This is a genomic window from Variovorax sp. DAIF25, from assembly GCF_050711835.1.
Classification (GTDB): domain Bacteria; phylum Pseudomonadota; class Gammaproteobacteria; order Burkholderiales; family Burkholderiaceae_C; genus Variovorax.
The window spans coordinates 4,855,065-4,870,703 of sequence record NZ_CP136636.1 but is presented as its reverse complement, the minus strand read 5'-3'; the positions used below and the strand labels follow the sequence as shown (position 1 = coordinate 4,870,703).

Annotated in this window: 15 protein-coding genes; 9 read left to right on the top strand and 6 right to left on the bottom strand. The window is 70.7% G+C overall.

Translation table 11 applies throughout. The features are described 5' to 3' along the window. The first annotated feature begins 24 nt into the window (after nucleotides 1-24). Genes R0232_RS22410 through R0232_RS22380 form a run of 7 tightly spaced genes read left to right on the top strand, consistent with a single transcriptional unit; the run spans nucleotide 25 to nucleotide 5,355 of the window. Entirely contained in the window at nucleotides 25-420 is a 396-nt protein-coding gene (locus R0232_RS22410; RefSeq protein WP_208508520.1) for a hypothetical protein, read from the top strand. Continuing rightward, nucleotides 417-1,430: a BtrH N-terminal domain-containing protein gene (locus R0232_RS22405; protein WP_431509467.1), complete on the top strand. Its 1,014-nt coding sequence runs from the start codon at nucleotides 417-419 to the stop codon at nucleotides 1,428-1,430. Before R0232_RS22410 ends, R0232_RS22405 begins: the two co-directional genes overlap by 4 nt. Then, nucleotides 1,430-2,338, top strand: a complete 909-nt coding sequence (locus R0232_RS22400) for an ABC transporter ATP-binding protein (protein ID WP_431509466.1) — start codon at nucleotides 1,430-1,432, stop codon at nucleotides 2,336-2,338. The genes R0232_RS22405 and R0232_RS22400 overlap by 1 nt, the downstream gene beginning before the upstream one ends. Before the next feature lie 6 nt (nucleotides 2,339-2,344). Beyond that, nucleotides 2,345-3,502, top strand: coding sequence for an ABC transporter permease (locus tag R0232_RS22395; RefSeq protein ID WP_431509465.1), 1,158 nt, complete (start codon nucleotides 2,345-2,347; stop codon nucleotides 3,500-3,502). Then, on the top strand, nucleotides 3,499-3,771 hold the full coding sequence (locus R0232_RS22390; RefSeq protein WP_296798125.1) for an acyl carrier protein: 273 nt from the start codon (nucleotides 3,499-3,501) through the stop codon (nucleotides 3,769-3,771). The genes R0232_RS22395 and R0232_RS22390 overlap by 4 nt, the downstream gene beginning before the upstream one ends. A gap of 7 nt (nucleotides 3,772-3,778) precedes the next feature. Next, entirely contained in the window at nucleotides 3,779-4,867 is a 1,089-nt protein-coding gene (locus R0232_RS22385) for a beta-ketoacyl synthase N-terminal-like domain-containing protein (RefSeq protein ID WP_431509464.1), read from the top strand. Next, nucleotides 4,864-5,355, top strand: a complete 492-nt coding sequence (locus R0232_RS22380; protein ID WP_431509463.1) for a hypothetical protein — start codon at nucleotides 4,864-4,866, stop codon at nucleotides 5,353-5,355. The genes R0232_RS22385 and R0232_RS22380 overlap by 4 nt, the downstream gene beginning before the upstream one ends. Nucleotides 5,356-5,371: 16 nt before the next feature. Here the strand turns inward: R0232_RS22380 and R0232_RS22375 are convergent, their stop codons facing one another. The 6 genes from R0232_RS22375 to R0232_RS22350 all read right to left on the bottom strand — a co-directional run bounded on the left by R0232_RS22375 (nucleotide 5,372) and on the right by R0232_RS22350 (nucleotide 13,217). Further along, the gene (locus R0232_RS22375; protein ID WP_431509462.1) at nucleotides 5,372-6,013 is read right to left on the bottom strand and encodes an HD domain-containing protein; all 642 of its coding nucleotides are present in this window, start codon (nucleotides 6,011-6,013) and stop codon (nucleotides 5,372-5,374) included. Nucleotides 6,014-6,023: 10 nt separating this feature from the next. Beyond that, nucleotides 6,024-7,298, bottom strand: a complete 1,275-nt coding sequence (gene mltB, locus R0232_RS22370; RefSeq protein ID WP_431509461.1) for a lytic murein transglycosylase B — start codon at nucleotides 7,296-7,298, stop codon at nucleotides 6,024-6,026. A 57-nt stretch (nucleotides 7,299-7,355) separates the two neighbouring features. After that, entirely contained in the window at nucleotides 7,356-9,386 is a 2,031-nt protein-coding gene (locus R0232_RS22365; protein ID WP_431509460.1) for a transglutaminaseTgpA domain-containing protein, read from the bottom strand. 135 nt (nucleotides 9,387-9,521) lie between these two features. Further along, nucleotides 9,522-10,652, bottom strand: a complete 1,131-nt coding sequence (locus R0232_RS22360; protein ID WP_431509459.1) for an IS481 family transposase — start codon at nucleotides 10,650-10,652, stop codon at nucleotides 9,522-9,524. 670 nt (nucleotides 10,653-11,322) lie between these two features. Continuing rightward, nucleotides 11,323-12,300, bottom strand: coding sequence for a DUF58 domain-containing protein (locus R0232_RS22355; RefSeq protein ID WP_431509458.1), 978 nt, complete (start codon nucleotides 12,298-12,300; stop codon nucleotides 11,323-11,325). Further along, entirely contained in the window at nucleotides 12,297-13,217 is a 921-nt protein-coding gene (locus R0232_RS22350) for an AAA family ATPase (RefSeq protein WP_093356147.1), read from the bottom strand. Before R0232_RS22350 ends, R0232_RS22355 begins: the two co-directional genes overlap by 4 nt. A gap of 77 nt (nucleotides 13,218-13,294) precedes the next feature. Here R0232_RS22350 and R0232_RS22345 point away from each other — a divergent pair, with 77 nt between their 5' ends. Together R0232_RS22345 and R0232_RS22340 are read left to right on the top strand one after the other, a co-directional pair. Then, nucleotides 13,295-14,248, top strand: coding sequence for a histone deacetylase family protein (locus R0232_RS22345; RefSeq protein WP_093356145.1), 954 nt, complete (start codon nucleotides 13,295-13,297; stop codon nucleotides 14,246-14,248). A gap of 75 nt (nucleotides 14,249-14,323) precedes the next feature. Then, on the top strand, nucleotides 14,324-15,604 hold the full coding sequence (locus R0232_RS22340) for a mechanosensitive ion channel family protein (protein WP_093356142.1): 1,281 nt from the start codon (nucleotides 14,324-14,326) through the stop codon (nucleotides 15,602-15,604). Nucleotides 15,605-15,639: the final 35 nt, after the last annotated feature.

Here is a 15,639-nt window from a genome sequence, read left to right as displayed (position 1 = left end):
CGATGGCGAAGGAGAGACGCTGACATGGACCTCGACGCAGTTCCCCAGGAAGGCAACGCCACGCTCGCGGGCCACGCCAAGCTGATGTACGCGCGCGATGCGCAGGGCCGCGTGGTCACGACCACCTCGCGCGGCTGGGAGGCCGAGGAGATCGTCACCACCCACGCGGTCGACACGCTGGTGGCGCAGGCCGCAACGGCGCGCGAGCGCGTGGCGCAGGGCCTGGCCTCGCCGCTCGAATACTGGATGTACGACCGCCGCATGGACGTGGCGCTGCTGTCGCAGACCAGCGGCTTCTGGCAATGGCGCGTGCGGCGCCACCTGCAGCCGCGGCACTTCGCGGCGCTCTCCGGGGACCAGCTCGCGCGCTATGCGCAGGCGCTGGGCCTGTCCGTCGCAGCGCTCAAGGAACTGCCATGAATGCCATCGCCGCACCGGTCGCCGACGCCGGCTTCCGCCACAGCCAGGCCGCTCATTGCGAGAGCGGCGTGATCTCGAGCCTGATGCGCCACCACGGCGTGCCCGCGATGACCGAGAGCATGGCGCTGGGCCTGTCCTCGGGCCTGTCGTTCGCCTACCTGCCGTTCATCAAGCTCTCGGGCCTGCCGCTGATCTCCTACCGCATGCCGCCGCGCGCGATGATCAAGGGCCTGCTCGCGCCGATGGCCGCGCGCTTTTGCTTCGAGACCTTCAGAAGCCCCGAGGACGGCCAGCGCCGGCTCGACGCGCTGCTCGCCGACGGCCACCTCGTGGGCCTGCAGACCTCGGTCTACTGGCTGCCGTACTTCCCGCCCAACATGCGCTTCCACTTCAATGCGCACAACCTGCTGGTCTATGGCAAGGAGGGCGACGAGTACCTGATCAGCGACCCGGTGTTCGAGGAGCCGGTGCGCTGCGCCAGCGCCGACCTGGCGCGCGCCCGCTTCGCCAAGGGCGTGCTCGCGCCCAAGGGGCTCATGTACTACCCGCAGGCGATCGAGCGCAAGGCGGTCGACGCGGGCGCGGTGCGCAAGGCGATCCTGAAGACCGTGCGCAACATGCTCGCGCCGGTGCCCATCGTCGGCGTGCGCGGCATGCGCACCCTGGCCGGCCGCATCGCGAAGCTCGCGCCGGCCGATCCGCGCACCGTGGCCTTCATCGGCCACCTGGTGCGCATGCAGGAGGAGATCGGCACCGGCGGTGCCGGCTTCCGCTTCATCTACGCGGCCTTCCTGCAGGAGGCCGCCGCGCTGCTCGGCAAGCCGCAGTTGCTGCAGATGTCCGACCGCCTCACGGTCATCGGCGACGACTGGCGCGCCTTCGCGCTCAAGGCCGCGCGCATGGTCAAGGGGCGCGAGGCGGTCGATCCGGCGAAGCTCGCGGCGCTGCTGCGCGAGCAGGCGCAGCGCGAGCAGAGCTTCTTCCGCGACCTCAAGGCCGCCGTGTCCTGATGCTCGAACTGCAGGGGCTGAGCCACCGCTACCCGCACGCCCAGGCGAACGCGCTCGACGCCGTGTCGCTGTCCGTGCCGCGCGGCTGCGTGCTCGGCCTGCTCGGGCCCAACGGCGCGGGCAAGACCACCCTGATCTCGCACCTGTCGGGCGCGCTCGCGGTGCAGTCGGGCCAGATCCGCATCGATGGCGTGCCGCTCGCGCAGGTGCGCGCGCAGGCGCCCACGCGCATCGCGGTGGCGCCGCAGGACCATGCCTTCTACCCGATGCTCACCGTGGCCGAGAACCTGGCCTGCTTCGCCGCCGCGGGCCGGCTCGCGGGCGCGCGCAAGCGCGAGCGCATCGCGGCCTGCCTCGCGTTCGCGCAGCTCGAGGCCTTCGCGGGCACGCGCGCCGAGCGGTTGTCGGGCGGCCTCAAGCGCCGGCTCAACCTCGCGATCGCGCTCTTGCCCGAACCCGAGCTGATGCTGTTCGACGAGCCCACCGTCGGCGTCGATCCGCAGTCGCGTGCCTTCGTGCTCGACGCCATCAAGGGCCTGGCGCACGCGGGCGCGGCGGTGATCTATGCCTCGCACTACATGGAGGAGATCGAGGCCATCGCCGACCGCGTGGCGATCCTCGACCACGGCCGGGTGCTGCGCGAGGGCTCGCTCGAGGAACTGCTGTCGAAGAACGCGATGCTGCTCACGCTGGCGGCCGATGGGCTCGATGCGCAGATGCTCTCGCGCTTCGGCACGGTGGAGCAGGGCGGCGTGCACTGGCGCATCCACCTGCATCCGGGCACCGGCCCGGCCCCGGTGCTGGCCGCGCTCGAGGCCGCGGGCATCGAGGTGCGCCATGCCGAGTTCGGCCGCCACGACCTCGAGCAGCTGTTCATGGCGCTCACCCACCGCTCGCTGCGGGACTGACCACCGATGCTCCGGGCCCTCATCAAGAAGGAACTGCTCGCGCTGCGGCGCGACATGCACGGCCTGGCCGCGCTGTTCCTGATGCCGATGATCTTCATCGTGCTGATGTCGCTGACGCTCAAGGACATCTACCGCCCGCCGCTGGCCGCGCTGAACTACGCGGTCGACGTGCGCGACAACGGCACGCCCGCGCAGTGGCTGCTGCAGCTGTGGCAGAAGGCGCATGGCGCGCCCGAGCCGCTGGGCGCCGACTGGCAGGCGCGGCTGCGCCGCGGCGAGCTCAAGTACGTGATCGTGCTGCAGCCGGGGCTGTCGGACGAGCTCGAATCGGTGGCGCTCTCGACGCGCCCCTACATCCAGCTGCTGACCGAGCCCGGCATCGACAGCAACCTGCACAACGCGCTGCGCGCCGAGCTGGTCGGCGCCTCGGGCGAGCTCAAGGCGCGGCTCGCGCTGCAGGTGCCGGGCACCGCGGGGCCGGCGCAGGGCGCCTCGATCCAGGCGCTGGTGCAGGCCGAGCGCTTCGCGAGCAGCGGGCCGCGGCCGACCTCGGTGCAGCAGAACGTGCCGGCCTGGCTGGTGTTCGGCATGTTCTTCGTGGTGGCCTCGCTCTCGAGCCTGCTGGTGCAGGAGCGCGGCTCGGGCGCGCTGGGCCGGCTGCAGAGCCTGGGCGTCTCGCGCGCCATGCTGCTGGCTTCGAAGGCCTTGCCCTATCTCGCGGTGAACGCGGTACAGGCCGCGCTGATGCTGGCCGCGGGCATCTGGCTGATGCCGCTGATCGGCGGCGATGCGCTCTCGCTCGCGGGCATCGACTGGGGCGCGCTGCTGGTCGCGCTGGGCGCGGTGAGCTTCGCGGCCGTGAGCCTCTCGCTGGCGCTGGCCTGCGCGGTGCGCAGCCATGCGCAGGCCGCCACCATCGGGCCGATGGTCAACGTGCTGATGGCGGCCGCGGGCGGGATCATGGTGCCCAAGTTCGTGATGCCGGGCTTCATGCAGCGGCTGGTCGAGCTTTCGCCGATGAACTGGGGCCTCGAGGCCCTGCTGACCGTGTTGCTGCGCGGCGGCGGCGTGGCCGAAACGCTGCCGCAGGTCGGCCGGCTGGTGGTGTTCGCGGCCGCCATGTTCGTGCTCGCGGTCTTTCTCTTTCGCAGGCGCACGCCATGAACCTCGTCACTCCCGAATTCATCGCCCGGCTCAAGACGCTGGTGCTCGAGGCCGTCGAGAAGGAGCCGCCGCCCGGCGGCCTGTCGGACGACGAGGCCCTGTTCGGCCCCGAGGCGCGGCTGGACCTCGACTCGCTCGATGCGCTGCAGGTGTCGATGGCGATCCAGCAGGCCTTCGGCGTGCGCATGCCCGACAGCAAGGAGACGCGCCGCGCGCTGAGCTCGGTCGCGCACCTGGCCGAGCACCTGCTGCGCGAGCAGAAGGCATGAACGCGCGATGAGGGATGTGTACCTCGGCGGCGTGGGGCTGGCCTGCGCGCTGGGCGACGACCTGGACGTGGCGCTCGCCAGCTTGCGCGCGGGCGGTGTGCGGCCCGTGCCGGTGGCCGTGTCGGCGCAGGCGCAGTGGCCCGTCTACCAGTTGTCGGCGAGCGATGGCGGTTGGGACGAACGCGTGCGCCGGCGCGCGCGCGCGGTGGTGGCGCAGGCCGATCGCGCGGGCGGCGCGGTGTCGCGCGACGCGCCGCTGTTCGTCGCCTCGTCCTCGCTCGACATCGGCCACATGGAGCACGAGAAGGACGACCGCCGGCTCGGCGGCGACCTGCTCGACTTCGCCGAGATCGTGGCCGGCGCGCTCGCCTGGCGCGGCCCGGTCTTCACCGTGTCGACGGCCTGCACCTCGGCGCTCAACGCGATCCTCGCGGCCTCGGACTTGCTGCGCGGCGGCGGGGCCGAGGAGGCGCTGGTGCTCGGCGCCGAGCCCGACAACCGCTTCACCGTGGCGGGCTTCGGCGCGATGCAGCTGCTGTCGCCCGATGGCGCCCGGCCCTTCGGCGCCGGCCGCGACGGGCTGGTGCTCGGCGAGGCCTTCGCGGCGCTGCAGCTGCGCACGCGGCCCGCGCGCTGGCGCGTGGCGGGCGGCGCGAACAGGGTCGACGGGAGCAATCCCGCGGGCAACGAGGCGGGCGCGGTGCGCGCCGTGTGCGAGGCCGCGCTCGCACAGGCCGGGCTGCGGCCGCGCGACATCGACCTGGTCAAGGTGCAGGCCGCGGGCAGCCCCGGCAACGACGCGGTGGAGGCGCAGGCGCTGCGCGCGCTGTTCGATCCGCTGCCGCCGCTGGTGTCGTTCAAGACCGCGATCGGCCACACGCTCGGCGCCTCGGGCGCGGCCGAGCTGGCCTTGCTGACCGGCTGCATCGCGCACGGCGCCTGGCCGGTGGCGACGCATGCGCCCGACGCGGCGCTGGGCCTGTCGCTGAGTGCCTCGGCGCCGCGCGGACTGCGTCATGTGCTGTTCAACGTGCTGGGCTTCGGTGGCGGCCATGCGGCGCTGGTGCTCGAGGATGCGGGGGAGGGCGCGCCATGATCGAGGGCTGGCGCATCGTCGCGCATGTCGGTGCCGACCCCTTGCCGGACGACTGGCACGCACAGCTGGTGCAGCGGCTCGGCTACCGGCCGCGCCGCGTCGGCACCTGGACCGAGCTCGCGATGCATGGCGCGCTGCGCTGCATCGACGCGGCCGGCGAGGCCGCGCTGCCGGCCGGTGCACGCCTGCGCGTCGGCAGCCGGCGCGGGCCCTGGGCCGCGACCTGCACCGGGCTCGAGCAGCTCGATGCGGGGCTCACCATGCCCTTCACCTTCATGCAGAGCCAGCCCGCGCTGGCGCTGGCCGAGGTCGGCCGCTGCCTGGGCTGGCGCGGCGACGGCAGCTTCGTGCTGAATCGCGATGCGGAGCAACTGCTGCGGCTGGTGGTGCACGGCGCGGGGGCCGATGGCCTGCTGCTGGGCCAGGTCGAGGAGGCCGGCGGCGCCTTGCCGATGCGCTCGGAATGGTGGCGGCTGTTGCCGGCCTGAGAGACCGGCGGCGCGTTCAGCCCGCGATCGACCGGCGCAGGTTCTCGCGCGCGCGGACCTCGAGCAGGGCGTGCATGCGCGGCGTGGCGTAGATCGCGTCGCGGTCGAGGAAGCGTTGCAGGATCTCGCGCCGGCGCGGCAGGCGGATCTCGAGCGGCACGAAGGCGTATTCCCGCCCGACCTGCTCTTCGTACTCATCGAAGCGCGCGCGCTCGGCGCCGAGGATCGAAAGGTCGATGTCGATCAGCAGTTCGGCATCGCGGCCCTCGGGCACGGCATCGTGGCGCGTGGCCATCACGAGGTCGTGCACGCGCTGCGCCGCGTCCTCGCCGGCCTCGAAGCTGCGCAGCGCCTCGAGCGCCCAGGCGGCGCTGCGTGCCTCGTTGTCGTGCCCATGCACGTCGTAGATCGCATCATGGAACCACAGCGCGAGCGCCACTTCGCCGGGCCGCTGCGCGGCGGCCTGCTCGCGCTCGAACCAGGCCAGGCATTCGCCGAGGTGCTGCAGCGTGTGGTAGTGGCGCTGCGGCTCGGCGTAGCGGCGCTGCAGCTGGTCGCACAGCGCATCGCGCTCGGGCGTGGCGGGTTGCGCGATGCCGAGCGCGCGCCAGGCGGCGTGCCAATTGGCCCGCAGGGCCGCGCTCGACAGGGGCGTCATCGCGTGGCCCTCACTGCGGCAGCGGCATCGGTTGCCGCGGCGAGGAGGCGGGCGGCAGCGGTTGCGAGGCCGTCGGCTCGGTCGGCGTCGATTGCAGGGGCAGTGGCATCGGTTGCGCATCGAGCCTCGGCTGCGAGCGCAGCGGCGCGGGGGCCGGCGCGAGCACCGGCTGCGGCGCCGGCGCATAGCCCATCGCCGCCTTGACCTCGTTGCCGAGGTCGAGCACCGACATCGCGTAGTAGCTGCTCCAGTTGTAGCGCGTGATCACGTAGAAGTTGCGCGTGCCCGCTACGTAGGTCGGCGCGGCGTTGGCGCCGTTCTGCAGTTCGATCAGCGCGAGCAGGCCGCGATGGCGCTGGCCCTCGCCGTCGGGCACCGCGCCCGCGGCCACGAAGCTGTCGGCGCTGAAGCTCGGCAGGATGTCGGGCGCCAGCAGGATGTCCTTGCGCAGCCGCGACTCGTCGAAGCGCACCGGGTAGATCGCGGGCATGCCCGGCTGCCAGCCGAAGGCCTTGAAGTAGCTGGCCACCGAGCCGATCACGTCGGCCGTGTTGTTGACCAGGTCGATGCGGCCGTCGCCGTCGAAGTCGACCGCGTACTTGGCGATGCTGCTCGGCATGAACTGCGGCATGCCCATCGCGCCCGCGTAGCTGCCCAGCGGCACCATCGGATCGTCGGCGGTGCGGCTCTCGGTGCTCAGGAAGCTCTCGAGCTCGCCGCGGAAGAAGGCCTGGCGCTCGGCCGCGCGCGGATGGCCCTGCGGGAAGTCGAAGGCCAGCGTGGCGAGCGCATCGATGACGCGGAAGTTGCCCATGTTGCGGCCGTAGATGGTCTCCACGCCCACGATGCCCACGACGATCTCGGGCGGCACGCCGTAGGTGGCCTCGGCGCGCGCGAGCAGGTCGGCATTGGCGCGCCAGAAGCGCACGCCCGCGGCGATGCGCGTGGCATCGATGAAGCGGCTGCGGTAGACCTGCCAGTTCTTCACCGTGCCCACCGGTCCCGGCAGCATCAGCCGCGGCACGTTGGGCAGGAAGCGCGCACCGCCGATGGTGGCGCGCACCCATTGGCGGTCCAGGCCCCGGCGCGCCGCGACCTCGTCGGCGAAGCGCATCGCGTCGTCGCGCGTGGCGTAGGGCGTGCTGCCGACCACGGCCTTGACTGCCGGGCGGGACTGGGCCGCGGCCTGCGTGGCGAACCCGGCGGCACAGGCGGCACAGGCAGCGAAGAGGGCGAGGGCGGCGGCGCGGACCGGCTGGCACCGCGGGGAGAAGGAAGATCGCATCGGCCGATTGTGCCGCCCGGCCGCGCGAGGGCCGGCGGGCGACACATGTGGTTGCGTTCAGCCGGGCTGCAGTAGTACAGGCCCGGCCTTGCGCGCGGGCCAGGGCAGGCGGCGGAACTCGGCGCGTAGAGCGGCCAGCGTCCCGGGGCCGTCCGGGGCGTAGCGCTGGGCCTCGAGCTTCAGCAGCCAGTCGCGCAGCGGCGCGCTTTCATCGATGCCGAAGAAGGCTTCGGCCAGCGCCGCCATCTGGCGCGGCGGCGCGGTGTCGGGCACCGCGAGGCTGGCCTTCGCGAGCCGCGCGCGCGCACGGCCGAGCAGGCGCAGCCAGGGATCGTGCTGGCTGCGTTCCCACAGCGTCCAGAGCGCGCCGGCCAGGCTCGCGCCCACCAGCAGGTAGAGCAGCACGTAGGCCAGGTCCTCGAGGCTCGGCGCCGTGAAGCCGATGTTCTTCAGCAGGTCGAGCTGGCGGCTCTGCGTGTAGTTGAGCACCCACTGGTTCCAGCCGTTGTTGACGGCCTCCCAGGCCGCGCGCAGGTTCTGCGCGAAGGTCGGGCTCATCGCGATGACGGCGCCCGCGAACAGACCCGGCGCCTGCACGAGGCGCATCGACTGGCCGACGCGTCCCGGTGCCACCGCGCCGGTGGGATCGACGCGCACCCAGCCCTTGCCGGCCTCCCAGACCTCGGCCCAGGCGTGGGCATCGCTCTGGCGCAGCACCCAGTAGCCGTCGATGCCGTTGAGCTCGCCGCCCTGGTAGCCGGTGACGATGCGCGCCGGCACGTTCATGCCGCGCATCAGCACCACGAAGGCCGAGGCGATGTGCTCGCAGAAGCCCTCCTTGCGGTCGAACCAGAACTCGTCGGCGGTGTCGTTGCCGTAGACGCCGGGCTCGAGCGTGTAGCTGTAGCCGCCGGTGCGCAGCCGCCGCAGCACCGCCTGCACGAGTGCGGGCGTGGCGGCACCGGCCAGCGCCGGGTCGGCGAGCATCTCGCGCGCGAGCGCCGCGGTGCGCGGGTTCGATGCGGGCGGCAGCGCGAGGTAGGCGCGCAGCGTGTTCGCGCTGTTCGCGGGGCCGCTCTCGAAGCGCGTGTAGCTCTGGGCGCGGTAGCGCACCAGGTCCGACAGCGGCCGGTTCACGAACCATTGCAGGTCCGAACTGCCCGTGACCTCGTAGCCCGGCAGCGCGGGCGCGCGCGGTGCGGCGTCGAGCGTCAGCAGCCACGGGCGGTTGCTGGGCTCGAGCGTGACCTCGTAGCCCAGCGGCTCGCCGCTGGTGCGCAGCTCGGAGCCGGCCGCGCCGCGGCGCCAGGACGGCAGCGCGGTCCATTCGCGGCCGTCGAACTGCGCGAGCACCGGGCCGCGGAAGTAGAGCTGGCTCTGCGGCGGCGCGCGGTTGCCGTCGAACTTGATGCGTGCCGCCACGCGCCCGTCGAGCGCGAGCTCGGCGATGGTGCCCACGCGCATCGTGTTCGACAGCCCGCTTCGGCCGGCCATCGCGTCGCTCGGCGTGCCCCACAGCGGCGCGAAGCGCGGGAACAGCAGGAACAGCGCGAACATGATCGGCGCGCCCGCGAGCGCCATCCACCCCGCGGTGCGCGCCGCCTGCGCGAGCGGCGGCCGGCCCACCGGCATGTGGGCGTTGACCAGCGCGGTCAGCAGGCCCAGCAGCGCGAGCAGCATCGTGATGGCGGTGGCGAGCGACTGCGAATAGAAGAAGTTCGTGAGCATCGCGAAGAAGCCCAGGAAGAAGACGACGAAGGCGTCGCGGCGCGCGCGCAGCTCGAGCGTCTTGAGTGCGAGCAGGATCACGATCAGGGTGACGCCGGCGTCGCGGCCGAGCAGGGTGCGGTGGGTGGCGAAGGTGGCGGCGACCGTCACCACGAGAAGGGCGATGCGCCACCAGCGGGAGGGGAGGGGTTTGGATTGGACGGCGAGGGTGCCGCGCCAGATCAGGACTGCTGTGGTGAGGGTGGTGCACCACCAGGGGAGGTGGTCTACCTGGGGGAGGATGATGAGGGCTATGACTGCCAGGAGGAAGAGGGTGTCTCTTGTGTCTCTTGGCAATGTCGCCATCGTTAGCTTCTTCATGAGGTTGGTTTCTTATGAAGGCTGTTGGCCGGGTCTCGCCCCGGCGGGCGAGTCACTTTCTTTTGCTTCGTGTATGGACCGGAGACATGGGTGACACATGTGCGAGGACATGGTGGACACATTCTGCATGGTGGTTCAGGCCTCGCGCAGGTCGATCTCGCGCAGCTTGTGGTGCACGAAGTAGACGTCGTAGCAGCCCTCTCGCCCGGGCTGCGCGCGCAGCGCGATCTCGTGGTCCTTGAGTGCTGCGGACACCTTGAAGCGCTTGCTCTTGAAGCGCACCTCCCCCAGCCAGCCGACCTTCACCACCGTGTCGTTCGGGCCGTACTCGAGCGGTGGCAGCGTCCTCGGATAGGCCCTCTCGCTGGCGCGGTACCGGCTCGCCGGGGTGTTCATGCCCAGCGCCTGATGCGGGCGCTCATGGTTGTAGATACGCCTCCAGCGATCGAACTGCTGCTGCGCCTGCGCCAGATCCTGGAAGCTGCGCCCGACCAGCAACTCCGCCTTCAGGCTGCGATGGAAGCGCTCGTCCTTGCCGTTGGTCTGCGGGTGATAAGGGCTGCTGAAGCTCACCCGCACGCCCAGGCGGATGAGCCACAGCGCGAGTTCGCTGAGCTGGCCCGGCTCGCGCGGACTGCCCCAGGGTGCGCCGTTGTCCGCATTGATGCGCACCGGCAGACCGTAGCGGGAGAAGACGTCCTGCAACTGCTCCTTCACGCTGGCCGTTTGCTGGCGGGCACAGGCGCGCAGGGCCAGGTTGTAACGGGAGTGGTCGTCCAGCAGCGTCAGCGGATGGCAGGGCCCCGCTGCGGTGGACACGTAGCCCTTGAAGTCGATCTGCCAGAGGCTGTTGGGCGCCTCGTGCTCGAAGCGCTGCCAGGCGGTGGCCGCACTGCTGGCCTGGGCGCTGATGAGGCCGTGGCGCTTGAGGATGGAGTTGACGGTGCTCGGAGCCAGGCAACCCTGTCCGAGGTCACTCAGGCGCCGTGCGAGCTTGCGTGCGCCCCATGCAGGGTGCTGCTGGCGCAGCGAAACGATGGATTGTTGAAGCTCGGGCGAGGTCTCGCCGGGACTGTTGTGTGGGCGGCGACTGGCATCGCCCAGGCCGGCGGCACCCAGCGTGGCACTGCGTGCGAGCCATTTGTAGCCGGTCTGCGGGCTGATGCCGAAGCGCCGGCACAGCTCACGCCGGTTGGCACCTTCCTGGCGTGCCAGGGCAACGAACTCTTCTCTCAGGCTCATGGTGTCTCGGGTGCTCCAGGGCATGGTCGTCTTCCGATCGGGCGATACGCCCGATGGTGTCCACCATGTCCTCGCACACCTGTCCACCATGTGCCCGGTCCATACAGCTTCGCCAAAAGAAAGTAACCAAAGAAAAGGCGACCCACTGTCTGCGACCCGCAGCGAAGCTGCGGGCAACCTGCGGTGCTCGCGTTTCGCGGGGTCTCGCAGAACTCGCTTCGCTCAAACAGCTGCGAGCCCTTATCCGCGAAACGCTGCGCTCCTCGGCGCAGCCAGAGGGGTGGTTCGGGCCGTCGCTGCGCTCGGCCACCAAGACCCAACGGGCCTTCGCTTCGCTCGGCCGGGAGAGAGGTAGAAGAAGGCCCGAGGCTTTCGCATTCGCACCCTCCACACAAGGACGCGCCACGGCGCGTTGACCCTAATCCCCTCTGGCTGTGCCGAGGAGCGCAGGAGAAAGCGGGATAAGGGCCGCAGCTGTCTGAGCGCAGCGTAGCGGAGCGAGTTCTGCGGACCCCCGCTTTCTCCGAGCACCGCAGGTTGCCCGTAGCGAAGCGGAGGGACACAGACAGCGGGGGCGCCTTCTTTTGCTTACTTTTCTTGGCGAGACAAGAAAAGTAAGTCGCCCGCCAGGGCGAGACCCGGCCAACGCCCTCCGCAGGAAGAGCAAAGCCAAGAACAACCCAAACCCAGGAAGTCAACATAGAGCCAGCATCTCCAGACAAGCCCTCCGATGCGCCTCCCCCTGAGAAGGCTTCAATACCCGCCCACCCACACGAACCCCATAGTCCACCCCCAACCGATCCGCCATCAACACCCAGGCACACAACCGAGAAACCCGCCCTTCACCATCGGCCAACCCCGTAGCCTGCGCATCCAGCCAAAGCTCCTCGCGTTGCGTCTGCTGAGCATCCCGACTCACGAACTCCTCGGACCCCGCAGCCAACGCCTGCGCCGCCTTCTTCCAGACCACCAGCTTCAACGGATCCCCCCGCCGATAAGCCCGCACCCCGTCGTACTCCCCAGCCCCCAAGGACCGCACCAGAGAAGAAACAGCCGCAGACCCCGACAACGGCTCCCCCGCAGGCAAAGGCGGCGGATGCACCTCGGGCGCCGGATACACCAGCATCCGAGAAGCCGGCCGCCACACCGTCCACACCCGAAAAGTACCCAGCGGAAACCGCGTCTCCGCCGTCAACGCCGGCACTGGATGCAACCCCCTTCGCTCCGGCAGAAAAGCGACCTCCACCGTCGAGCTGCCCTGCGCCGGCACATCGGTCCAGGCCCATTGCCCGCTGCCGCGCACCGCCATCCCGATCCCGTAGCGCACCCCGCGCCGCGCGTTGTGCAGCACCACCCGGAACACCGCCGCGCTCCCCGCGTAATGCGCATCGGGCGGCATCAGGTGCATCGCCAGCCCGCGCAAGGTGCCGTGGCACACGTGCATGCCCACCGCCACGCTGCCCGCGAGCAGGAAGGTCAGCAGGTAGCCGAGGTTGAGCTGGTAGTTGATCGATGCCACCAGCAGCACCAGCAGCGTGAGCGCCAGGGTCCAGCCGGCGCGCGTGGGCACGATGTAGACGTTGCGCTGCGTGAGCTCGAGCGTGTCCGACGGCGGCCGGCGCGAGAGGAACCAGCCGTCGATGCGCGAGCGGATGGCGCCGACGGCGTTCACGGCAGCGGCACCGCCGCGATCATCGCCCGCACCTGCTCGACCGCGCCGCGGCCGGCATCGCCGACCGGCGTGAGGCGGTGCGCCACCGTCTGCGGCAGCACGGCCTGCACGTCGTCGGGCGCGACGTAGTGGCGGTTGGCGAGCAGGGCCTGGGCCTTGGCGGCGCGCAGCACGGCGATGCCGGCGCGCGGCGACAGGCCCTGCAGGAACCAGCGGCCCGAGCGGGTGGCGGCGATCAGGTCCTGCACGTAGTTCAGCAGCGGCTCGGCCGCATGCACCTGCTGCACGCGCTGCTGCAGCGCGGTCAGCTCGCCGGGCGTGAGCAGCGCGGGCAGGGTGGCCAGCATCTCGCGGCGGTCGATGCCGGACAGCAGCTGGCGCTCGGCGGCGCGATCGGGGTAGCCGAGCGAGATGCGCATCAGGAAGCGGTCGAGCTGCGACTCGGGCAGCGCGAAGGTGCCGAGCTGGTCCTGCGGGTTCTGCGTGGCGATCACGAAGAAGGGGGTGGGCAGGGGGCGGGTCTCGCCCTCGATCGTGACCTGCTTCTCCTCCATCGCCTCGAGCAGCGCGCTCTGGGTCTTGGGGCTGGCGCGGTTGATCTCGTCGGCCAGCAGCACCTGCGAGAAGATCGGGCCCGGATGGAACACGAAGGCCTGCTGGCCGCGGTCGTAGATCGCCACGCCCGAGAGGTCGCCCGGCATCAGGTCGGCCGTGAACTGCACGCGCGAGAACTGCAGCCCGAAGGTGTGCGAGAGCGCATGGGCCAGCGTTGTCTTGCCGACCCCGGGCACGTCCTCGATCAACAGGTGGCCGCCGGCCAGCAGACAGGCCACGCAGTCGCGCACCTGGGCCTCCTTGCCCACGATCACCGTGTTAAGCTGGCTCAGCAAAGTGGCAAGCTTCGCGGCAACGTCCATATTTGTATCCATATGCAAACGATACCGTAAGACCCGGCAGCCCCGCGCCGCGTGAGGTCTAGACGCGACACCGAGACATGGGCAAGACCGGTTACTTCACTCATCGCGACTGCTGGAAGCACGACATGGGCCGGGGTCATCCCGAATGCCCCGAGCGCCTGGATGCCATCGAGGACCGGCTGCTGGCCACCGGCGTCGGCGACGCGCTCGAGCGGCGCGACGTCCCGCTGGCCACGCTGCCGCAGATCACCCGGGCGCACAGCACCGAACACGTCGAGTACCTCGAGGCGCTGCACCAGCGGCTGGTGGCCGACGAACCGGTCGGCGGCCCCGACCATGCGCACATCGACCCCGACACCGCGCTCAACCGCTTCACGCTGCTGGCGGCCCGGCGCGCCGCCGGGGCGGCCATCGCCGCCACCGACGCGGTGATCGCCGGCGAGGTCGAGAACGCCTTCTGCGCCGTGCGGCCGCCCGGCCACCATGCCTGCCGCGAGCAGGCGATGGGCTTCTGCTTCCTCAACAACGTCGCGATCGCGGCGCGCCATGCGCTCGAGGTGCACGGCTTCGACCGCGTGGCCGTGGTCGACTTCGACGTGCACCACGGCAACGGCACCGAGAACATCCTGTCGGACGATCCGCGCGTGCTGATGGTCGGCTTCTTCCAGCACCCGTTCTATCCCTACAGCGGCACCGAGCATCCGGCGTCGAACATGCTCAACCTGCCGATCCCGGCCTACACCAAGGGCATGGACGTGCGCGAGATGATCGAGGCGATCTGGATGCCCCGGCTCGAGGCGTTCCGGCCGCAGATGGTGTTCGTGAGCGCGGGTTTCGATGCGCACCGGGAAGACGATCTCGGGCAGCTCGGTCTCAATGAGAACGACTTCGCCTGGATCACCGACCGCATCCGCGACGTGGCGCGCCGCCATTCGCGCGGACGCATCGTCTCGATGCTCGAGGGCGGCTACAACCTCGACGCGCTCGCGCGCAGCGTGGAAGCGCACATCCGGGTGCTGGCCGACCTCTGATCCGAAGGGCGCGGGCGCACCCCGGTGGTGCGCCGAGCGCGCCGTGTGTGGGCCCGGCCCCTTTTGCTGCAAGAGATGAACTTCAACGACTTCACCCAACGACTCGCGCAGGTCGATGCGCGCGGCATCGCCATCGAGCTGGCCGCGCTCGCCGCCTGCATCGCCCTGGCCTGGGGCATCTGCCGCTGGTTCGGACGCGACCAGCCCAAGGACTCGATCTGGTTCGGCGAGCGCACCTTCGACGGCGTGCTGTTCCCGCTCATGGCGCTGGTGTTCGCCGAGCTCGCGCGGCGGCTGGTGGCCGAGTACCAGACCATCCTGGTGCTGCGCATCGGCGTCTCGGTGTTCCTGTCGCTCGCCGTCATCCGGCTCTTCGCGCGCGTGCTGCGCGCCGTGTTCCCGGCTTCCAACCTCGTGCGGCTGCTCGAGCGCACCATCTCGTGGCTGGCCTGGCTCGCGGCCGTGCTCTGGATCATCGGCCTGCTGCCGCCGGTGCTGGCCGAGCTCGACGACATCACGCTGGCCTTCGGCAAGACCAAGGTGAGCCTGCAGACCATCATCCAGGGCGCGCTGTCGGCCGGCCTGGTGCTGGTGATCGCGCTGTGGATCGCCTCGACCATCGAGAAGCGCATCCTGCGCGAGGCCGTCACCGACCTGTCGATGCGCAAGGTGGCGTCGAACGCGGTGCGCGCGCTGCTGCTGCTCGTAGGCCTGCTGTTCGCGCTGTCGGCGGTGGGCGTGGACCTCACGGCGCTGTCGGTGCTCGGCGGCGCGCTCGGCGTCGGCCTGGGCTTCGGCCTGCAGAAGCTGGCGGCCAATTACGTCAGCGGCTTCGTGATCCTGCTCGAGCGTTCGATCCGCATCGGTGACAACGTCAAGGTCGACACCTTCGAGGGCCGCATCACCGACATCAAGACCCGCTACACGCTGATCCGCGCCGGCAACGGCCGCGAGGCGATCGTGCCGAACGAGTCGCTGATCACCTCGCGCGTGGAGAACCTCTCGATCGCGGACCGCAAGTTCAACATCACGACCAGCATCGTGGTCGGCTACGAGAGCGACGTGGCGCAGGTGCAGGCCATCCTCTGCGATGCCGCCAAGGCCCAGTCGCGCGTGATGACCGACCCGGCGCCGGTGGCCTTCCTGATGAACTTCGCGCCCGACGGGCTGGAGTTCACGCTGAACTTCTGGGTCGCCGATCCCGACAAGGGCAAGGACAACCTGCGCTCGGCGATCAACGTCGCCATTCTCGAAGGCCTGCGCGCCGCGAAGATCGACATTCCCTATCCGCAGCGCGTGCTGCGCGTCGAGTCGCTGCCGCCCGGGATTTCGCCGCCGGCGGACGCTGCTCTATAATCGAGGAAAAGCACGACCGTTCTTTTTTCGCCCCG